We start from the raw sequence: 23,287 nt of genomic DNA, 5'->3' as shown, positions 1-23,287 counted from the left end.
AATTCTGTGCATCATCTCTCTGGTGTGTGGCAGAAGCGTGCAGGTTGACCTTGGCTAACAATGAGGTTAGGTTGAAAATCCGAATGCGAATGCCTACCCAATCCCTGTTGCAGTTGAAGAGAATGAAAAGAGTTTTCCAATGGATTCCAGCGCTCAGAACGCTGCTGGCTGCCACGTGTGTCTGCGCACTGATGATTGGCGAACTTTGGGCCGAGGGGTTCCAGCCGGTAAGAGCACGGCACGTGATGGTCGCGAGCGTGCATCTAGAGGCTTCGAACGTTGGCTCTGAGATCATGCGCGAAGGCGGTAATGCCGTAGATGCTGCTGTAGGCGTGGGGTTCGCGCTTGCCGTGGTGCATCCCGCTGCGGGGAACCTAGGTGGGGGCGGCTTTTTGCTGTTCCGTACCGCAAAGGGCGAGACTCATTTCCTCGACTTTCGGGAGAAGGCTCCCAAAGCCGCTTCGCGGGATATGTACCTCGATCGCAAGGGGAACGTTACCGAAGACAGCCAGTACGGATATCGTTCGGCAGGGGTACCAGGAACCGTCGCAGGATTAGTCGAGGCGGAACGCAAGTGGGGCAAACTCGGTCTGGCGCGGGTGATGGCACCGGTAATCAAGTTGGCGCGAGATGGCGTTTTGGTAACGCAGTATGAAGCCGCCAACATGCGCGATAAAGAACTGGCGCGCGACCCGGAATCGCGCCGCATCTTTCAGCGGAATGGGCATTTGTATGAGCAGGGAGAGTTGCTCATACAACCGGAGTTAGCGAAAACACTTGAGCGCATCGCGCAGAATCCGGACGAGTTCTACCACGGCCCAATGGCTAAGGAGATTGCAGCGGCGGTTCACAAAGGTGGTGGCCTGATTACCGCTGAGGATCTTGCAGAGTACAAAGTCGTGGAACGCGTGCCGATTCATGGCACATATCGCGGATATGACATTTACAGCGCTCCGCCACCTTCGTCGGGGGGCGTCGCGCTGATCGAGACATTGAACATCCTGGAAGGATTCGATCTGCGGGCGGCTAAGCGGAACTCGGCGGAGCATTTGCACCTGGTCGGGGAGGCATATCGGAGGGCTTTCTTTGATCGTGCAACATTCCTCGGCGATCCCGATTTCGTGAACGTGCCAGTGGCGCAGTTGATTGATAAAAAATACGCGGCGGGGTGGCGGGAAACGATCAATCCTGCGCAGGCTTCGGCGAGTGCGGGACTGAAAAGACCCAGCATGGCGGGATTGGACGAGTCTGCGAAGTTACAGCTTCCATTTGTCGGGCCCGAGAAGCAGAATACAACGCACTACTCGGTGGTCGACGAAGCCGGCGATGCCGTCGCAGTGACCACAACGCTGAATGATTCGTTCGGTTCGCGGGTGACGGTGCCGGGTTTGGGATTTTTGCTCAACGATGAGATGGACGACTTCGCATCCAAAGTAGGAGTGCCGAATATGTACGGGCTGATCCAGGGAGAAGCCAACGTAATCGCTCCCGGAAAGCGCCCGCTGAGTGCGATGACTCCTACAATGGTGGTGAAAGATGGCCGACTGCTTTTGGTGCTGGGATCACCGGGCGGACCAACGATCATTACGACCGTGGCGAATGTGTTGATCAATGCGGTGGACTTTGGTGAGGACCTGCAGCGGTCGGTGAACGCGCCCAGGTTTCATCACCAATGGATGCCGGATGAACTGAGGGTAGAAGGCTGGCAGACATCTCCAGATACGATTGATCTTTTGGAGAAAATGGGGCATAACGTGGTTCGCTCCGGATCGTGGGGCGATGCCGAGTGCGTGGGCATCGACTGGAAGACCGGAGAGCGCATCGGAGCCAGCGATGCCAGGAACGGCGGAAAGGCGGTTGGTTGGTGAGCCTGCCGTCGCATTTTGTTGGGTGTGTATTTCATTTAACGTGCGTGGTCTGCAAGATGGAGTGATGGGATGCTGAAAGCTATATCGACATATGTGCATATAAAGGAACGGCTTCATCCTGGGATTTTAGACAGACTGGCAAAGGGCGGAATCGATGGAATCGAAGTGTTTGCCATGCGTGGGCACTTTGATTACACGAACTCACAGCAGGTGCGCGAAATCTCCTCGTGGTTTCGCTCGCAGGACGGTATCTCGCTGTTGTCGATGCATGCACCGATGTTTATTGGAGACGAATGGGGCAGCTCGGAACTGGTCCCTCTTAATGTGGCGGGACGCGAGCGCAAAGAACGCATTGAGGCAATGGACGAGATCAAGCGCGCAATCGAAGTGGCAGAGATCATGCCGTTTACATCACTCGTGTTGCATGTCGGGGTCTCGGATGAATCGTATGACGAGTTCAAGTTCGAACATTCGCTGACATCGATAGAGCATTTGCATGCTTTTGCGAAGCCTCTTGGAGTGCGGTTGCTGCTGGAGAACATTCCAAACGAGCTCACCGCGCCCGAAAAGCTCTTAAGCCTCATAGAGACCTTGCACTACGACGATATTGGTGTGTGCCTGGACCTTGGGCACGCGCATCTGGCTCCGGGAGTAGAGGCCGCATTCGAGATGTTGAGGCCGGTGATCCGTTCCGTGCATGTGCACGACAATCACGGCTCGAAAGATGAACACCTGTGGCCCGGAGGGGGAACGATCGATTGGAAGAACACGATAGACCTTCTCAAGACGGCCCCGCAGGTTCCACCGCTTGTGCTGGAAATCGAAGGTGATCCGGAAGGGAATCCGGATTATGGCAAGACGGTTCCCGGGAACATGACGGCGAGTTGGGACCTGTTCCAGCTTTAGGGCATGATCCGCAGGTGAACGGGCTACGAGAAAATAGTTTCGAATGCGCAGGCGTTGATTGCGCTTGAACCTCGTAGCCTCACGCCTCCGCAATCGGAACAGGCGAAACGAACTGATTACGCCAAGTTCATACGTCGAATGCCCTTGTCTGAGCTAGGGCGTTCACGGTATCTGCAAGAATTCCGAAAAAGCCGATTCGTGATGAAAGTCACACGCAGGCGGGTCGCTGCGGGATAGTATAAGGTCGTGGGAGGCAGGTTGCGGAGCAGTCCGTGCCGAGCCGCTTCAGTTTATTTCCAAGGATAGAGACAATGGCAGAAGCAAACGGAACGAAGAGTTCCCAAGGTTGGACCAGCACACAGGCCTACATCATGGCGGTGCTTTGCCTCGTGGTGGGCTGTGCGGTGGGTTACCTGCTGCGCGGTTCGATGGGAAGCAGCAGCGCTCCGGCAGCGACCGCGGCGGCGACTTCCAGTCAGCCAGGGATGCCTCCAGCGGGAATGGGCAATGGGCAGCAGATGCCAACGCCGGAGCAGATGAAGGCGATGGCCGACAAGCAAGCGGCTCCGATGATTGAACAGTTGAAGTCGAAGCCGAACGATCCGGCATTGCTGGCGCAGATCGGCAACATGTACTACGACGCGCAGGTTTTCCCGACGGCGATCGATTACTACCAGAAATCACTAGCGGCCGATCCGAAGAGTGCCTCCGTCCGCACGGATTATGCAACTGCGCTCTTTTATTCGAATCAGCCCGATCAGGCTATCGCGGAGTTCGATCGCGCGCTGAAGGATGATCCGAAGAACGGCAACGCTATGTTCAATCGCGGAATTGTGAAGTGGCAGGCCAAGATGGATGTGAAAGGCGCCGTGAGCGATTGGGAAACGCTGTTGAAGCAGAATCCGAATTACGAGCAGGCTGACCAGGTAAGGATGTACATCGCCCAGGCCAAGAAGCATTCCAACATGAAGCCGGGACAGAAGACTGACAAGCCCGCAATGTAATTAGAGCTATGTTAAATCTTGACTAATCGAACCCGAGCCGTGGCTCGGGTTTCGTTTTGTGTGCGTTTGGGAGTTCGCTAACTCCGTTTTAATCAGTCGTTCTCGAAATAATTAAGAAAACTCTGATCTTCCTCAGAATTGTGCCGATATACAGGCCCCGTGTTAGTGGGAGCTGTGTCGGTGCTGCATGCATTGCGTGCGGCACGAACGCTGCTGGTTTCCGATTCTCTACCCAGGATGGAAGACGTGAAACTGCAAACCTTGAATCCGCCAGATTTCCTGCCGCGCGTGGGAAGCCGGTTTGTGCGGACTGCAGGCTGTCTTGGTTCCGCAATGGTTGTAGATGATGATGAACAGATCCGCGACCTGCTGAGCAATCTGCTGATGTTTGAACGCCTCAATGTCAGCACCGCCGTCGATGGCCCCGGATGTCTCGAGTTGATCTCCGCAGTTCAGCCGGATGTAGTGTTGCTCGACGTGCATCTTCCCTCAATGGATGGGTTCGAGGTTTGCCGCCGCCTGAAAGGCTCCCCGGATACAAGGTTCATCCCCGTAATCATGATCACGGGATTGGCAGCAGTTGAGGATCGGATTCGCAGTATCGAAGCTGGAGCAGACGACCTGCTCGCAAAACCAATTGACCGCCATGAGTTGGTAGCGCGGGTCAAATCTCTGATCGCATTTAAGAGCAAGATCGACGAACTAGATCGTGCTGAAGCGGTGTTACTGACCATGGCTCGCACGATCGAGGCGAAAGATCCATACACGCAAGGACATTGCGAAAGGCTGGCAAAGCTGTCGGCAAAATTGGGCGAACGCATCGCAGTGTCGCCCGAGGATATTGCTGCATTGTGGCGCGGAGGAATCGTACACGATATCGGCAAGATCGCGATTCCTGACATGATTCTGCTGAAGCCCGGAAGGCTGAACGAAGAGGAATGGGTGGTCATGAAGCAACACCCGGTCGTGGGCGAGGCAATTTGCCGCCCTCTGAAGTCGTTCCGCTCCGTGTTGCCGATCATTCGTCACCATCACGAAAAACTCGATGGCTCAGGTTATCCCGACGGGTTGAAGGGGGAGGCGATCCCTTTGACCGCGCGCATACTGCAGATTGTGGACGTGTATGACGCTCTGACCACGCATCGTCCTTATAAAGCGGCACTGACTCAGGAAAACGCACTGCAAATCATGCGTGACGAATGTGCGAAAGGCTGGTGGGACGGAGAACTACTCTTCGAGTTCGAGGCGCTGCTGTCGGAGGGTGCTGCCTTCGAAGTACACGAGAACAACAAACTCTCAGTGCTGGAGTGCGAAGATTACTGGAGATTGCGGAACTCTCAGTAACGCCCAAGCGCCTACCCACCTGCGCTTTGCCTCCTCCCTCATGCAAAGGCCCTAGCTTGCGCCGAATATCGCATGTGGCCAGAGTCGAAACAAGGCAAACGCCCGAGTGACTAATACTGAATTGTCTTTACTCTGCTTACACAATACCCAAAATAGGCGCTACATACATGAAGCTGGAGACGGAAGCGACGCATCACTTCGCTGAGAAAGCTGAAAGCGATCAACCGTGCAACGAACGAGAAACGACGCCGGGGCGCAAACGTCGCCCCGCGACCATACGCGTTTGGCTCGTATTGCTTGCCGCTGCATGTGTGTTGCCTGTTTGGGGTGCCGCAGGACTGCTTGTCTATAACAACTACCAGACAAAACGTGCGCTGACACAACAGAACATGCTCGACACCGCACGAGCCCTCACGCAACTCGTGGATAGAGAAGTGCTCGACATGCAGTCGGACGTCGGTGTCCTGGCTGGCTCTACTGCACTTCAATCAGACAACCTTGAAGCGTTTTACCACGAGGCTGAGGTTTTGGCCGCTAGTCGGCCGAATGCGCATGTCGTTCTTATAGACGCTACGGGAATGCAAATCTTCAACACAGTCACACCTTACGGTACAAAGCTTCCCCAACGGCCGGTCGTGGAAGTGGTTCACCAAGTATTTGCAACGGGGCGGCCTGTTATCAGCAATTCATATATAGCAGTCACCTCTGGGGATCTTCGGGTCAGTGTTGATGTGCCGGTATTTCGCAAAGGCAAGGTCGTCTACGACTTGGCTTTATCCGTCCCAGCAGAGAACCTAGAGGTCGTTCTTTCCAGCAAGTATCTGCCTCAACGGTGGCTGGGCAGGCTTTTTGATAGCAAGAATACAATACTGGCCCGCAACCGTAATTCTCAGAAATTCGTGGGCGCGCAGATTGGAGCAGAACTTGGGTCAAAAATAAAGGATCAGCAGGAGGGATACGCCGAGGCCGTCAATCTGGAGGGCGTACAGACATTAAACAGTTTCAGCCGATCACTTGAGTCTGGTTGGACTGTCGTGGTGGGTGCTCCGAAGGCGATCTTGATCGCAGACATTTGGCGTTGGGTATTCGGGGCAATTGCTTGTACAGGAGTTCTTTCTATAATCGGTCTTTCGTTCGCTCTCCTGATTGGGCGAAGGATGGCAGTATCTGTAAGGACGCTGCTCAACTCAGCATCCGCTCTCGGACGGGGCGAAATACCCAACATTGAACGCTTTGATCTCCGCGAGATTGACGAAGTCGGAGAATCGCTACGCAGGGCAGCAAGGTTGATTGAGCTGCGGGCAGATGAGCGCGAAAAAGCTGCTGCAGCACGTCGCGAAGCAGAAAGTTTGAAGTTGTTCAATGCACAGCTTGAACGCAGCCAGGCAGAAGCTCAGGCTCGTGCTACAGAGGTGTCGGCAATCATGGATGCAGTGCCGGCGCTCACGTTGATTGCTCACGACCCTGAATGCAAAAGGATTACAAGTAATCGGGCCGGCTATGAACTTCTCAGGTTGCCTTATGGTTCCAGTATCTCTCCGACAGTTCCTGGCGAACGGCATAGCACGCATTGCATCGTGAAAGATGGCAGTGAGATTCCTTTGAGTGAACTCCCGTTGCGAACTGCCGCGAGGATAAGACGCGATGTGCGAGATTTCGAGCATCGCGTTGTCTTCGACGACGGATCTTGGATCGATTTCCTCGGTAATGCGGTGCCGATCATTGATGCTGACGGCAATGTCCAAGGAGCGGTAGGGGCGTTCATCGATATCACTCGGCATAAGCAAGCCGAGGCGGCATTGAGGGATCATGAACGACAGCTTCACACAATTCTGAATACCACGCAGGATGCCTTCTACCTCGTCGATCGAAGCGGAAAAATCCTCGAGGTGAATGAATCCTACTGCTCAATGTCTGGCTACAGTCGGGAAGAGCTTTTGCTGATGTTTGTCACCGATCTAGAGGACACAGAAGATGACGACGAGTTCGCTCGCCATTCTGCGCAGATTGCGGAAAAAGGGCGCGACCTGTTTGAAACGCGGCACCGGCGGAAAGACGGCACCATTGTCGAAATGGAAGTGAGCGTCACCTTTCAGAAGGGTGAAGACGGAAGTGGAATATACGTGTGTTTCCAGCGAGAGATTACTGAGAGGAAACGCGCGGAGCAGGAATTGCGAGAGAGTGAAGCGAGATTCCGTCAGGTCGTGGAGAGCGCACCGCTGGGACTGTTCATTGAGACGGACGATGTTATTCGATACGTGAACCCCTCGATGCTCGAGATGTTTGGTGCGCGTAATGCCGAGGAGTTAATTGGAACGAGTCATCTGGATCGCATTCATCCCGAGTATCGGCAAGAAGTTGAGGAGCGTGCGCGGAAAGTGGCAGAGGAGTCGGTCTCCGTTCCCTTCATTGAAGAAAGATATTTGCGTCTCGATGGAAGCACGTTCGACACTGAGGTGACAGGAATCCCTTTCACTTATGAGGGGCGTAAGGGGGCACTGGTTTTTGTTCGTGATATTTCAGAATACAAATCCAAAGAAGAAGAAAAGCTAAAACTCGAACAGGCGCTGAGGCAGGCTCAGAAAATGGAAGCCGTCGGGCGCTTAGCCGGGGGTGTCGCTCACGACTTCAATAACCTGCTCATGGTTATCCAGAGCTACGCGGATATGCTGGATACCACACTTGCGGCAAACGATGAGGTCCATCGGTTCATAAAAGAAATCATGAAGGCTTCGGATCGGGCTGCGAGTCTCACGCGGCAATTGTTGGCTTTTAGTAGAAAGCAGATGATTTCTCCTGTAACGCTCGATCTGAATAAAGTTATCCAAGAAACGACGAAGATGCTCAAGCGCATGATCGGAGAAGACGTGGATCTATGTGCGGAAGCTCTGAACGCAACGTGGGCAATTCAGGCGGATCCGGATCAGATCGTACAAGTGCTGATGAATGTTGCTGTCAACGCGCGTGATGCAATGCCGCAGGGCGGCAACTTGACGATCACGACCGAGAATGTAGCTGCTGACACCAGCACCATCGCACGTCAGTATGTGGCTGCAGCGGACTATGTGAAACTCTCGATCACTGACACCGGCGAGGGATTGAGCAGGGAATTGCAGGAAAAAATCTTCGAGCCCTTTTTCACGACGAAAGAGTTGGGAAAAGGTACCGGACTGGGTCTCGCAACCGTTTACGGGATTGTGAAGCAGAGCGGTGGGTATGTCTGGGTGGACAGCGAGCCGGGACATGGTGCGTGTTTCACGATCTATTGGCCGAAAGCAGTGGAGGACCTGACTGCGGAGTCCGTCAGGCTTGCAAAATCGGATCCGCGACCGATGGGGAGAGAGACCATCTTGCTGACCGAAGACGAAGAAGCGCTTCGGAATGCGATGAGTTCTTTCCTGCGAAGCTTGGGGTATGTAGTAATCGCAGCAAGCTCAGGCGAACAAGCCCTTGAAGCGGCGCATAAAACCCAAGGGAATATTCACCTGCTGATCACGGATGTCGTGATGCCGAAGATGAGTGGGAGAGTGCTGTCGCAAATGCTGGCGGAATTACGGCCGGGATTGAAAACAATCTTCATGTCTGGCTACACGGATGATGCAGTGTTGCGACATGGTGTTCACGGACTCGGCGCGACGTTCCTGCAGAAGCCTTTCAGCCTGGGAGCGTTAGCGAGAAAAGTGCGCGAGACGCTTGGGCATACAGAAACGGGCAGAATGCCTGTGGCATCCTGCCCATCCGCGCTCACCGAACGCCGAAATTAACTACATACCGCGAAGTAGTGACTACAAGGGGGCTATTTAGCCCCCTTACTCGTCTTCCGGACGGCCTTTTGCGTATTAGCGTGAGCCTTTGAATGCGCTGCCCTATGAGTCGATTTCCGAAGCGACTTCAGCGGAACGCGCGGGACCGGTTTGACCTTGTTCTCGTCCACAACGCGCGTGCCCTCGACGGGAACCGTCGCACCGGGAGGAACGATCCAGAGTTGCACTTTCTGATCGCTCGCTGTTCCTGCTCTCGGTTCCATGCGCGCCGGGTCAATGCCCTTGGCCTTCGCAAGATAGTCCTTGGCATTGATTGCTCGTTGCGCCGCCATATCAAGTGGCGAGGCGGTGCCGCTCTTAGCCGCTGTCTCCTGCGTTGTTGCAAATCCAACGAGCACAGCCTTTGCGTCTGGCGCTGCGGCGAGAGCGTCACCGAAACGGTCGAGCGTGCCTTTTGCTTCGTTGTCGACGCGGGTGGGACGAATCTTGTCGTGCTTGAATTCCACGCTGCCAAACTCGGAGGCATTTGGCACGGGTGGTGGCAGATGGACCTGCACGGACGTAGTAGCGGATGCCGTGAGTTTACGGTCATCGCTAACCGTGCAGTTGACGGCGATAGTGCTTTCAGGAACACCCGCTGTGTCGAGCGTCAGTGTTGGGGAGTTGCCAGTTAAGTTTCCGGCCGACGCAGTGCACTGCAAGCTCAACGGGTGGTTGTCAGGACTGCTGCTGGTGGCGGTGATCGTTGCCGGAGTACCTGCCACAACCGTTGCGGGGTCAGCTGTGAGCGAGAGAGATGGATCGAGCTTTGGTGGAGCGGTTAGCGTGACTGACACCTTGCAAATCGCGATTTCAGGGTGTGACTTGTGCCGATCGGTAGCCTTTGCCGTGACTGTGTAGCTGCCTGGAGCGAGGCCAGTTGTGTCCAGCTTCGCGGACTCTGCATTCGCTGTAATTATTCCCCCGGTGCTCGAGTATGAATAACCTACGTCGTGCCGCTTGAAGCCAGATGCGGAGACAGAAATCGCGACGGGGGAGCCCGTTACGGCCGTTGGGGGCTGCGCTGCGCATTCCGCCACTGCGCGACTAGGCGGTTCTGGTAAGCCGAAGGCATAGATCAATCCCGCCTGGTCTCGGAATCCATTGAACTGGTTGGAGCTGAGGGATGGCAGATTCGCAGTGTAGTAGGTGTTGATGTAATCAACTTGGAATGGGCGAATCGAGAATCGGCGGTTGATCTTTATATCCAGCCCCCCACCGAAAATATATGTGGCCGTGTTTTGCTGGCGAAAATTCTTTGGGCTGAAGTGCTGAACTCCAGTCATGACTTCGGCAAATGGAGTAAACGGCCCGATCCGGAACGTGAACTGCGGACCGAGAGCGAAGTCATGAGCTACCGCAAAGTTGTTGTAATGGCCGTTCACATCGGCAGCGATTCGGACCCATCGATTTGCGTCGAACATGACCTGCCCGGCCCAACCCTTTTTGAAGTCTGGGACCGTGGCTCCGCTAATCGTCCCTCCCGGGTGATACCCGGAGTAACCCGCAAACACCCGAAACGATCCCCGTTGAGTTTCGCCAATCTGAGCCGTAAGGACTGATGGGGAAAGAGCAACGCAGGAGAGTAGAAATAGACACAACGAGCTACGGAAGGACACAGAGGATCTCCGGACAAGATTTGGCCGATCAACAGTCACCCTGCTTGGGCACGCATTTACTGCGCAGCGTGACATTTCGCTTGGGGCGGGCGAATTCGGCTTTTAAGGCGAAAATCTATGTTGTCTCAGGAATTCCGCTGAACGCAACCTATTTTGAAAGTTCCATGTGGACTGAACTGATACGTCTTTGACATCTGGAGCGGCGGGTGTAGATATGGCCACCGGACGTGTCGTGAGTGCCCGTTCGGCGGTGCCGTTGTGGACCTGTCGGTCGAGATTCGCCCAAACTTTAATAAAAAAATCGCACAAATGGCACTGAACCTCGGTAATCACCCAAAAAACAGTTGTCTACCTAGTCTGGTCTTGACATACTCGTAGATGTAAGTTCCTGGACAGAGATTCTGTCCGAACTTTCACCCTCCCCCTAAAGAAGTAAGCAGTCGAATTCGAAAACTTGTTTGTTGTTGAAACAGGCAATGGGCGAAGTGTGTGCCGAGCTGTGCCGTGTCGTACCCGTGTCCAAAGATGTCAGAAAGCTATTGATTGCAGGAGGCTTATACATATATGCGCAAATCTGGTCTGGTCGCTGTCGCGATTGTGCTTTTGAGTCTGGCTGTGATGTCTTACGCGCAGTCGCTCACCCTAACCCCAAGCGCGACGGGACGTTGGACTCAGACCAGAGCTATGTCTGCGGCACGCACTGGTGCGGCTGCGGCCTCGCTGAGTGATGGAAGGGTGCTGGTGACCGGAGGCATGGATGCTGCCGGATCAGTGTTGTCGAGCGCTGAAATCTACTCTCCAGACGGGACGTTTAAGGCGGTCGCCCCGATGAATGAGGCGCGAACTGGCCACACGGCGACGTTCCTGAAAAATGCGAGTGGCGACGGCGGGTATGTACTTGTGACCGGCGGAACAGGGGCCAACGGGGTAGTGCTTGCATCGGCCGAGATATACGATCCATCCACGAACACTTGGTCAGCCACGGTACCCATGAGCGAAGCTCGAACTGGCCACCCGGCGGCGCTGACAGGGGATTCTGTGTTGGTTGCTGGAGGCGCGAACTCTTACGGCGTATTGTCCTCTGCGGAATTATTCAGCCTTTCGGGTGGACAGTTTGCATTCGGTGGCGCGTTGCAGCCTGCACGGAAAGCTCACGCTGCGGCGGCCCTGCAGGATGGCCGTGTGCTGCTGGCCGGTGGTACCGACGCAGATGGAAACACACTGGCCTCCACGGCAATCTATGATCCCGCGAGCGGCACTATCTACGCAGGACCAAATCTGAGTACACCCAGAGCCAACGCCACAGCCACAACCCTGTTGGATGGAACCGTTCTGATCGCAGGTGGTAGTTATCCTGAGGGGGCTGCGGCAAATGGCGGCGTTGCGGAGTTGCGATCGGCTGAGATTTTTGATCCGGCAACCGGAGCGATTAATCCGGTCTCAGCCTCGATGGTGAACGCGCGCGCGGGGCATCAGGCGTTCCTGCTGCCCAACAATAATATGGTGCTGCTGGTTGGTGGCCGATTCAATGGCGCTGACACGGCAACGGCTGAACTGTACACACCCTGGAGTGGCAAGTTCACGGCCACCGGAACGATGTCGTATGCGCGTTCGAGTGCTACTGGAGCAGCACTGTTCCCTATGGCCGACGGTCAACTCTTGGTCGCGGGCGGAAGCAATCAGAAGACAGCCGAGTTGTACGGCTTTGCCACGATCAAAACGGATCAGGCCGACTACGCTCCCGGAACTCCGGTGATTATGACCGGCACGGGGTGGAAGCCGGATGAAACCGTCAACCTGTATATGCAGGTGATCCCGTCCACTGCGAACGTTTCGCCGTTGCAAACGACGGTCGCAGATTCGGGCGGCAATGTGATGTATGGAATGTGGGCTCCGGACTCAACGGACCTCGGCGCAAAGTTCTACCTCACTGCAGTAGGTACAACATCCGGGGCGCAGGCACAGAACACATTCACGGACAATTTCAGCGTTACTTGCACCGCGACATCAGTCGGCGTTCAGACTACCTGTACAGTAAGTGGCACTGGCAATAGCGAAAAAACGAACATCGTCACGTGGTCGGTGACGGGAGGTGGTTCGGGCACATTCTCCCCGACATCTTGCACCATCTCGAATGGCACTTGCTCTGTGAACTACACTCCCACCAGTTATACAGGGACCAGCGGGCAGACAATCCAGGGGACCATCGGTACTACCTCCAACACTGGTACGCTGACAATCACAGGCCTCGGAACGACGACAACCAGCCTTACCTCCTCCGCGAATCCCTCGACCTATGGCGACTTGGTGACGTTTACCGCAACGGTTTCACCCAGCACTGCCACCGGTACTGTCACGTTCATGGACGGGGCCACAACGCTGGGTAGCGGAACGCTCAGTGCCGGCAGCGCTGCTTATACGACAACGGCGCGTCAACTTACTGCGGGAAGTCACTCGATCACGGCTGTGTATGGCGGTGACACGAGCAACAATGGCAGTACGTCAACGGCAGTCACGCTAACGGTGAATCAAAAGGCGCTGACCGTTTCGGGCGTTACGGCGAGCAATAAGGCATACGACGGAACGACAACCGCTACGCTTACTGGTACACCTGGAACACTCGCGGGAGTAGTCACCGGAGATGCGGTGACTTTGACCGGCACAGCAGCAGGAACCTTCGCCAACAAGAACGCGGGTACTGGGATTTCTGTGTCCATCTCCGGCCAGTCACTCACCGGCACCAATTCTGCGAACTACACGCTAACTGAGCCAACTGCTTCGGCTAACATCACAGCCCGGTCGATTACGGTCACTGCGGCAGCCAACACGAAACAGTACGACGGCACAACCACTGCGAGTTCGGCGCCGACCATTACTTCAGGTTCACTGGCGACAGGCGATACGGCGACGTGGTCCGAAGCCTACTCAACAAAGAACACAGGTACCAACCTGACGCTGACGCCTACGGGCTCGGTTTCGGATGGAAACAGCGGCAATAACTATGCCGTTACGTTTGTGAGCAATACAACGGGCCAGATCACGGCTCGTCCGATTACGGTTACTGCCACCACGAATTCCAAAGCCTACGATGGAACGACCTCGGCCGCCGCGGTTCCGAGCATCACTTCTGGATCGCTGGTTTCAGGTGATACGGCGACTTGGACGGAAACCTACGACAGTAAGAACGTTGGTTCTGCTCACGTTCTGACTCCGTCAGGCACGATAAGTGACGGCAATAACGGCAACAATTATTCGGTCACTAAGGCGACGGTCAGCACTGGTGTGATCACAGCTCGTGCGATCACCGTAACAGCGGCGGCGAATAGCAAGACGTATGACGGAACAACATCAGCCGCCGCCGTTCCGACCGTTACGTCTGGAAGCCTCGCGTCAGGCGACACGGCGACCTGGACGGAGACTTACGACAACAAGAATGTCGGTGCCACGCATGTTCTGACGCCAGCGGGAACGATCAGCGACGGCAACAGCGGCAACAACTATACGATCACGAAGGCGACGATCTCCACCGGCGTGATCACGGCTTTGCCGATCACGGTGACGGCCGCGGCGAATAGCAAAGTCTATGACGGTACGACTTCCGCCGCTGCTGTTCCTACGATCACTTCCGGAACTCTACTTTCGGGTGACACGGCGAACTTCACCGAAACGTATGCAAACAAGAATGTGGGCACGAACCTCACGCTGATTCCGGCAGGTTCTGTTTCGGACGGGAATGGTGGCGCGAACTACTCGGTCACGTTCGCCAACAATACGACCGGTGTGATCACTACACGTCCCATCACTGTCACGGCTGCGGCGTCGACGAAGACTTATGACGGCGGAGTGACTTCAAGCGCCATTCCGACGATCACTTCTGGTTCACTGATCTCTGGAGATACCGCGACTTGGACCGAGACATACGACAACAAGAACGTCGGTACAACCCATGTTCTGACGCCAGCGGGAACGATCAGCGACGGCAACAGCGGCAACAACTATACGGTTACGAAGGCGACGATCTCGTCGGGTGTAATCACGGCGTTGCCAATCACTGTGACGGCTGCTGCGAACAGCAAGCCCTATGACGGTACGACCTCGGCGACCGCGGTTCCGACGTTAACTTCCGGCAGCCTGGTCTCGGGCGACATTGCGAACTTCACGGAGACGTATGCAAGCAAGAATGTAGGTACGAACCTCACGCTGACGCCGATAGGTTCAGTGTCGGACGGGAATGGTGGAGCGAACTACGCAATCACTTTCGCGTCCAGCAACAACGGTGTGATCACAGCGCGTGCAATCACGGTCACGGCATCGACGAACACGAAGGCTTATGACGGCACGACCTCGGCGACCGCGATTCCGACGACCACTTCTGGCAGTCTTGTTTCGGGTGACACGGCGAACTTCACCGAGACGTATGCAAGCAAGAATGTAGGTACGAATCTCACGCTGACTCCGATAGGCTCGGTGTCCGATGGCAATGGCGGTGCGAACTACTCAGTCACGTTCGCGAACAATACGACGGGCGTGATCACTGCACGTCCCATCACGGTGACGGCTGCGGCGTCGACGAAGACTTATGACGGGGGTCCAACATCAAGCGCCATCCCGACAATTACTTCTGGTTCACTGGTCTCAGGCGATACGGCGACCTGGTCGGAGACATACGACAATAAGAATGTAGGCACGACCCACGTCTTGACTCCGACGGGAACTATCAGTGACGGTAACAGCGGCAACAACTACACGGTTACGAAGGCAACGATTTCCACGGGCGTAATCACGGCATTGCCGATCACTGTGACCGCGGCAGCTAATAGCAAGCCCTATGACGGAACCATTTCAGCAGCCGCTGTTCCGACGATCACTTCCGGAAGTCTAGTGTCGGGCGACACCGCGAACTTCACCGAGACGTATGCAACCAAGAATGTGGGCACGAACCTTACACTGACTCCGGTAGGTTCAGTGTCGGACGGGAACAGTGGTGCAAACTACGCAATTACTTTCGCGTCCAGTAACACCGGTGTGATCACAGCGCGTGCGATTACGGTGACCGCTGCAGCGAACAGCAAAGCCTATGACGGTGCCACATCAGCAGCTGCTGTTCCGACGATCACTTCCGGGAGTCTTGTTTCAGGTGACACGGCGAACTTCACGGAGACGTATGCAAGCAAGAACGTGGGCACGAATCTCACGCTGATTCCGGCAGGTTCGGTGTCCGATGGCAATGGCGGTGCGAACTACTCGGTCACGTTCGCAAATAATACGACTGGCGTGATTACGGCTCGCCCCATCACGGTCACGGCTGCTGCGAACAGCAAGCCGTATGACGGTACAACATCTGCCGCCGCGGTTCCGAGCATCACTTCCGGCAGTCTGGTCTCGGGTGACACGGCGAACTTCACCGAGACGTACGCAAGCAAAAACTTGGGCACGAATCTCACGCTGATTCCGGCAGGTTCTGTTTCGGACGGGAATGGTGGCGCGAACTACTCGGTCACGTTCGCCAACAATACGACTGGTGTGATCACTGCGCGTGCGATCACGGTAACTGCCGCGACGTCGGCAAAGACCTATGACGGCGGCGTGACATCAACGGCCATTCCGACGATCACTTCTGGATCGCTAGCGTCGGGTGACACGGCGACTTGGACGGAGACCTACGACAACAAGAACGTCGGTACAACCCATGTTCTGACGCCAGCGGGAACAATCAGCGACGGCAACAGCGGCAACAACTATACGATTACGAAGGCGACGATCTCGACGGGCGTAATCACGGCGTTGCCAATCACGGTCACCGCGGCAGCCGACACCAAGCAGTATGACGGGACCGCGGCCTCGGCGGGTGTTCCGACGGTCAGTCCGGCGCCGGCAGGAAGCGATGTAGCGAGCTTCACTCAGACATTCAACAACAAGAATGTCGGAACGAAAACTCTGACTGCATCGGGCACGGTCTCTGACGGGAATGGCGGCGCGAACTACACCGTAAGTTTTGCGAGCAACACCGGCGCGATCACGGCTCGCGCGATCACGGTGACGGCTGCAACGGACACGAAGCAATACGACGGAACGACGGCCTCCTCGGGCGTGCCCACGATTACAAGCGGCAGCCTGGTTAGTGGTGATACCGGCAGCTTTGCTCAGGCTTTTGCGACGAAGGCGGTGGGTACAGGCAAGACACTGACGCCCACAGGGTCGGTGAGCGATGGCAATGGAGGCAGCAACTACAGCATTACGTTTGCGAGCAACAACAGCGGCGTAATTACCGGTCGAGCGCTGGCCGTCACTGCCACGGGCACGAATAAGACGTACGACGGCACAACGACTGCGAATGTCACATTGAGCGACAACCGTCTTTCGGGCGATACGCTGACGACCGCGTACACGACAGCGACGTTCGCTGATAAGAACGTGGGCACAGCGAAGCAGGTAAGTGTCTCCGGAATCACGATCAGTGGAACCGACGCCGCTAACTACGTGGCGAATACTTCCGCGACGACAACCGCGAACATCTCGGCAGCAACGCTGAGCGTAAGCGCGACGGGCGTCAACAAGGCATATGACGGCACAGCAACGGCCACGGTCAATCTGACTGACAATCGCAAGCCGGGTGACACCTTATCGACGAGCTACGTGAGCGCGAGTTTTGCGGACAAGAACGTTGGTACAGGCAAGACTGTGTCTGTGAGCGGAATCACCATAGCTGGGACTGATGCCGGCAATTACCAGCTTTCATCCCAAACGGCGAGCACGAGTGCAGATATCACGGCTGCACCTTTGACGGTGACAGCAGTGAATGCGTCGAGAACTTATGGCGAGGCAAATCCGGCATTTAGCGTCACCTATAGCGGATTTGTGGGTGGAGACACGCTAGCGACTGCAGTCACCGGTGCGCCTGTCATTACGACCACGGCAACGGCAACCAGTGCAGTGGGTGCGTACCCGATTACGCCAGCTCTGGGAACCCTGAGCGCACAGAACTATGACCTGGCGTTCAACGCCGGAACTCTGACCGTATCCGCTGCTACGCTGACGGTTACGGCGAACAACGCCACCCGTGCCTATGGCGCGAGCAATCCGCAATTCACTTACGCAATCACGGGATTCGTGAATAGCGATTCTGCTTCGGTTGTGAGCGGTGCAGGTGCTTGCTCGACAACAGCGACTACGACGAGTCCTGTGGCTGGAAGTCCCTATGCAATTACCTGTGCGCAAGGATCTCTGAGCGCGACGAATTACATCTTCAATATGGTTCCAGGTTCGCTGAGCGTGGAACTCGCCAACGCGTCTGTGACCCCGGCAACGACAACGAAGACTTTTGGCGCACAGGATCCGGCACTCTCGGGAACGCTGGCGGGCTTCGTAGATTCAGACAACGTAGTTGCGAGCTATAGCCGGACTACAGGTGAGTCGGTCGCGGGAAGCCCGTATGTGATTAGCGCCACGCTGAGCCCGGCATATGTACTCGCGAACTACAACATCACGTACAACACGGCGCCGTTCACGATTACTCCCGCGGCGGCGATCATCAACCTCGGCAACCTAAGCCAGAATTACGACGGCACTCCGAAGGCGATTTCGGTTTCAACTACGCCGAGTGCTCTGAGTGTCCAGGTGACGTACTCCAGCGAGACCTACGCAGCTAACGCTATGCCTCCGACTCTGCCGGGTAGCTACTCGGTGGTGGCGATCGCCGGAGATTCGAACTATCAAGGTCAGACCTCTGGAACGTTGGTGATTAACAAGGTCGACCCGGCATTGTCTCTCGCGCTGCTGACCGGAATGCCGGAGCCCTCTGCTTATGGCACGCGAGTTTACTTTGAACTGACGACGGCGAAGTCACCATGTCCGAGTGGAACGGTGCAGTTCTTCGTTGACGGGATAGCTTCGGGCTCTCCGGTCACGCTGAATGAAAGCTCCTGCACGCAACCGGTCGAACTGCAATTGACGACGTTAACTCCGGGTTCGCATACGGTGACGGCCAGCTACTCAGGTGATGCGATCTACCAGGGTGCGAATTCTGGCGTTGTCTCGCATGTTGTGAATCCTGATACGACGTCCGTGATCTTGGCTACCTCTGGTTCGACTGTGAATGTGGGTGAGAATGTGACGTTCATGGTGACGGTAGATCCTGGTCCGATGGACGGAGGCCAGGCATTGACAGGCACGATTCAGTTCTTCGACAACGAAGTACAAATTGGATCGGCGGCTTTGCCTTCGACGGCACCGTACACGGCTACATGGAGCACGAGACTTCCCGCAGGTTCGCATAGCATCGTCGCGAAATTCGTGAATACAGACGGACTATTCGCGGGCAGCAGTTCCGCTGCGCTGTTGGAGACGGTCAACAAGATTGCTCCTGTGATCAACTGGCCCACACCTGCAAACATCACGTACGGGACCAAGCTGGACGGCTCGCAGTTGAATGCATCCGCGACTTATAACGGCGAGACCGTGAATGGCACGTTCAGCTACAGTCCAGATTCCGGAACGTTGTTGCCCGTAGGTGAGCGCAATCTGACGGTTACATTTACTCCTGCGGATGGTGCTACATACACGACCCAGAGCGCCTCGACGACGATCAAAGTGACGGGCGCGGTGTTAACTGTGACGCCGGACAATGCGACACGGATCTACGGCATCGCAAATCCACAGTTCACGTACCAGATCACCGGATACGTCAATGGCGAGACAGCAGAGACGGTGGTTTCCGGTACCCCGTTCCTGAGCACATCAGCCGACAACAACAGCACTGTTGGAACGTACGACATCACTGCGACCCCTGGTTCATTGACGGCTGCGAACTATAGCTTCCAATTCGCGATGGGTACTCTAAGCGTAACGAAAGCCACTCCGGTTCTCGCCTGGAATGCTCCTGATGCGATCACATACGGTACGGCTCTTAGCGGCGTCCAACTCAATGCCAGCAGCGGAGGCGTTCCGGGAACGTTTACCTACACGCCGTCCGAGGGTGCAATTTTGGGCGCAGGGTCGCAAATGTTAAACGTGACATTTGCGCCGACAGACGCCACCAACTACAGTGGCGCCAGTACCTCGATAACGCTCGTAGTCAATAAGGCAATCGCATCCGTCACGCCAGATGCAACTAGCAAAACTTACGGTGCGGTTGATCCGGCACTCACGGGCACGCTGAGCGGCTTCGTTTCTTCCGACAAAGTCGTCGCAACCTATAGCCGCACTCCGGGTGAAGATGTTGCCGCTGGCCCATATGTAATCAGCGCGACGTTGAGCCCCGCAGATGCCGTACAGAACTACAGCATCAAGTACAACACGGCGCTGCTCACGATCACGCCAGCAACGGCATTGGTGCAATTGAGCAATCTGAATCAGCCTTTCGATGGAACTCCCAAGGCTGTGTCTGTCATGACGACGCCCAGTCCCCTGAACGTCAACGTCCTCTACAGTGGTGAGGGATACGACGCCACTTCCATGCCGCCGACCGATCCGGGAAGTTATAACGTGGTCGCGACGGTGGGAAATGGAAACTATGTCGGTCAAGCGAGTGGAACGCTGACGATCAACAAAATCGATCCTGCACTGAGCTTGTCTCTTCTGACAGGAATGCCAGAGCCGTCGCCGTATGGGACATCAGTGCTCTTGGAACTTACGACGGCAAAGACGCCATGCCCAACAGGGCAGTTGCTGCTGATCGTGGACGGAACGGTAACAGGTGATCCTGTAACGCTTAATGGAACTGATTGCAGCCAGCCATTGGAGTTTCAAGTCGCCAATATGCAACCTGGGATGCATTCGGTTGTCGTGAGCTACTCGGGGGATCGCTTCTTTACGAGCGTAACCTCTGCGGCGGTGTCACACTCTGTCAGTCCGGATACGGTCTCGGTTATTCTGGCCGCCTCGGGACTGAACGCTAACGTCGGTCAGAGTGTCTCATTTACGGCAACCGTATCTTCGGTTAGTGGAGGCCAGATCGCCGGAAGCGTGCAGTTCTACGATGGAGGTGCGCTGATTGGAAGTAGCGCGTTGTCCTCGACTGCACCTTACACTGCAACGTTCAGTACAAGTTCACTTGGCGTAGGCTCTCACAGCATTACTGCCAAGTATGTGGATCCTGCCGGGAGCTTCCTCGGCAGCAGCTCTGCCGCACAAGTGGAAACGATAACGAAGATTACTCCTGCGATCGTTTGGCCGAATCCAAACGACATCACGTATGGCACGAAGCTAAGCAGCGCACAGTTGAATGCAACCGCGGTTGACGATGGCGTCTCGGTTGCAGGTACTTTTAAGTACAGCCCGGATGCGGACACGTTGCTCTCCGCGGGGCAGCGCAATCTGACTGTGACCTTCACACCGCAGGATAGCGATAGGTACACAACGCAAACCGCGTCGGCAACAATCAATGTCACGCCGCTGATCATTGCGATTACCGCGGATGCGCAAACGAAGATGTATGGGACGAGCGATCCGACGTTAACATACCGAATCACGAACGGAAGCCTGCTCCAAGGCGACCAGTTAGCTGGTGTCCTGACACGCCAGTCTGGCGAAGATGTCGGAACGTACGCTATTAAACAGGGCACGTTGTCCGCTGGTTCCAACTATTCGATTCAGTACACCCCGGCAAGCCTGACGATCACGGGTGCGTCACAGCAAATTCTCGTAACCACACATGCACTGCAAAGTGCTGCCTTGAACGCTCAGTTTACCGTCGCTGCGACGGCTACATCGGGGCTCAAGGTCGTGGTATCTGTGACCGGCTCGTGTACCGTGAACGGCAACACCATAACGATGGTTAACGGAACTGGGAACTGCCAGGTCAAGTACAACCAGCCGGGAGATAGCAATTACAGTCCGGCTCCCGAGTTGATCGACTTGGTGTATGCACTGTCGTACAATCCGGCTCCGGTGTTCTCGCCGGGCTATGGCACATTCAACTCACCGCAAACCGTCACGATCACGGATGGTGCTGCAGGAGTATCCATCTACTACACAACTGATGGATCGACGCCAACAACCTCTTCGAAGCTTTACACAGGCCCGATCACTGTCTCGAGTTCTATGACAATTAAGGCTGTGGCTGGAGGAAATGGGGCGGCGCTGAGTCCTGTGGCCGGTGGTACCTATGCCATTGTGGCGGCGAATCCAACTTTCTCTCCATCATATGGAAGCTTCAACAGCCCGCAGACGATCACCATAAGCGATAGCAGCCAAGGAGTGTCAATCTACTACACTACGGACGGAACGGTGCCAACAACGTCCTCTAAGCTTTACACTGGGCCGATTACGGTATCCAGTACACAGAGTGTACGGGCGATCGCTGCTGGCAGCGGATATGGCACAAGCGCGGTGGTGAGTGCTTCATACGCAATTGTGGCGTCAACTCCGAAGTTCTCGCCTGCCTATGGCACGTTCACCAGTCCACAGACCGTAACGTTGACCAGTAGTTCTGGAGCATCGATCTACTACACCACTGATGGAACAACCCCGACGACGTCTTCGACGCTCTATACCGGGCCAATAGCCGTATCGAGCACGACTACACTCAAGGCTATCGCTGCCGGTAACGGATTTGGGAGCAGCGCGATCGGAAGTGCATCCATAACGATTGTGGCTGCCACACCGACGTTTTCGCCTGCATACGGCACGTACACCACCCAGCAATCGGTGGCGATAACCAGTACGTCGGGGGTGCCGATCTACTACACGACCGACGGTTCTACTCCGACAGCTGCCTCCAATTTGTACATGGGGCCGATCACGGTATCGAGCACGACGACGATCAAGGCCGTCGCTGTTGGTAACGGATTTGGGAGTAGCGCGATCGGAAGTGCATCCATAACGATTGTGGCAGCCACGCCGACGTTCTCGCCTGCATACGGCACGTACACCACGCCGCAATCGGTCACGATAACTGGCGTGGCGGGAGTGCCAATCTACTACACGCTCGACGGCTCTACACCGACAACTGCTTCCAATTTGTACACGGGACCGATCACGGTATCGAGCACGACAACGATTAAGGCCATCGCGGTCGGTAGCGGATATGGCAAAAGCGCAATAGGGAGTGCATCGATAACGATCAAATAGGTGTAACGCTTACTGGAAACTTTATTTATTGTGCATCGCAGGGCGCGAGATGTTCGGGGAAGCGGGACTTTCTTCCCCGAACATTGTTAATCAATACTACTGGATGCCTAGAAGTCTTCTGCGGGTGCGACCACCCGCACGATCTCTTCACATGATGCACTCCGCATCAAGTTACTGCAGCTAATAAGGTCGACTCGGCAAAGTGGTTTAAGCGCCCGATGTGGCCAGATACGACCCTGTAGTGAATTCATTAACCTAGATTTGGAATTGCAAATCGTGAGACACTTAGCTCTCCAAAAAAATTGGCCTGTACGCAAAAAGCTGCGGAGCGGTGTGGCAGCTCACGGTGAAACATGAGCGGCCGGGTTGTGACTGGTCTCGCTCTTTCTCACCTGCTAGGGGCTGCGGAGTTTTTAAATATCTGAAAGTCGAAACACACGCCATGCGGATGCACAGCTGAGCGGCGTGAGTCTTTGGTACGGGGCTAATTCAAGTCCCCAGCGCAGACGCCCGGAGTCCGTTGTGGCGTGGATGCCTCCCTTCGCGATTGTTGGCGGCGTACGGTCGAGGGAGCCGCGAGTTGCGCAAACAGAATGCTGATTTTCAGCGGGACTCCATCTCACGCGCGATTCCGAGGTTGTACCGGACAGGTCTCAGGAGAACGTAATGTTCGT

Annotated in this window: 7 protein-coding genes; 6 read left to right on the top strand and 1 reads right to left on the bottom strand. The window is 55.6% G+C overall.

Going from position 1 to position 23,287, the window contains the following annotated elements:
• Positions 1 to 122: 122 nt before the first annotated feature.
• From ggt to AC6IZD_RS17040, 5 genes are all read left to right on the top strand, one after another.
• The gene (ggt, locus tag AC6IZD_RS17060; protein ID WP_497784702.1) at positions 123 to 1,868 is read left to right on the top strand and encodes a gamma-glutamyltransferase; all 1,746 of its coding nucleotides are present in this window, start codon (positions 123 to 125) and stop codon (positions 1,866 to 1,868) included.
• Between the two features lie 69 nt (positions 1,869 to 1,937).
• Positions 1,938 to 2,774 (top strand): sugar phosphate isomerase/epimerase family protein, encoded by an 837-nt coding sequence (locus tag AC6IZD_RS17055; protein ID WP_497784701.1) that lies wholly within the window; start codon positions 1,938 to 1,940, stop codon positions 2,772 to 2,774.
• 311 nt (positions 2,775 to 3,085) lie between these two features.
• The gene (locus AC6IZD_RS17050; protein WP_497784699.1) at positions 3,086 to 3,778 is read left to right on the top strand and encodes a tetratricopeptide repeat protein; all 693 of its coding nucleotides are present in this window, start codon (positions 3,086 to 3,088) and stop codon (positions 3,776 to 3,778) included.
• Positions 3,779 to 3,958: 180 nt separating this feature from the next.
• Complete coding sequence (locus AC6IZD_RS17045; RefSeq protein WP_497784698.1) at positions 3,959 to 5,122, top strand: HD domain-containing phosphohydrolase; 1,164 nt, start codon at positions 3,959 to 3,961, stop codon at positions 5,120 to 5,122.
• Positions 5,123 to 5,289: 167 nt separating this feature from the next.
• Entirely contained in the window at positions 5,290 to 8,886 is a 3,597-nt protein-coding gene (locus AC6IZD_RS17040) for a PAS domain S-box protein (protein ID WP_497784696.1), read from the top strand.
• Positions 8,887 to 8,918: 32 nt separating this feature from the next.
• Here AC6IZD_RS17040 and AC6IZD_RS17035 read toward each other — a convergent pair whose 3' ends face one another.
• Complete coding sequence (locus AC6IZD_RS17035; protein WP_497784694.1) at positions 8,919 to 10,544, bottom strand: OmpA family protein; 1,626 nt, start codon at positions 10,542 to 10,544, stop codon at positions 8,919 to 8,921.
• A 564-nt stretch (positions 10,545 to 11,108) separates the two neighbouring features.
• Between AC6IZD_RS17035 and AC6IZD_RS17030 the strand changes: the two genes are divergently transcribed.
• Positions 11,109 to 22,613: a YDG domain-containing protein gene (locus tag AC6IZD_RS17030; protein WP_497784693.1), complete on the top strand. Its 11,505-nt coding sequence runs from the start codon at positions 11,109 to 11,111 to the stop codon at positions 22,611 to 22,613.
• Positions 22,614 to 23,287: the final 674 nt, after the last annotated feature.

The organism is Koromonas humicola, from assembly GCF_059726255.1.
This window is presented reverse-complemented; position numbering and strand designations above follow the sequence as displayed.

Bases quoted from the DNA above. Each gene is read 5' to 3' on its own strand.
- ggt (WP_497784702.1), top strand. From the start codon at position 123: ATGAAAAGAGTTTTCCAATGGATTCCAGCGCTCAGAACGCTGCTGGCT.
- AC6IZD_RS17055 (WP_497784701.1), top strand. From the start codon at position 1,938: ATGCTGAAAGCTATATCGACATATGTGCATATAAAGGAACGGCTTCAT.
- AC6IZD_RS17050 (WP_497784699.1), top strand. From the start codon at position 3,086: ATGGCAGAAGCAAACGGAACGAAGAGTTCCCAAGGTTGGACCAGCACA.
- AC6IZD_RS17040 (WP_497784696.1), top strand. From the start codon at position 5,290: ATGAAGCTGGAGACGGAAGCGACGCATCACTTCGCTGAGAAAGCTGAA.
- AC6IZD_RS17030 (WP_497784693.1), top strand. From the start codon at position 11,109: ATGCGCAAATCTGGTCTGGTCGCTGTCGCGATTGTGCTTTTGAGTCTG.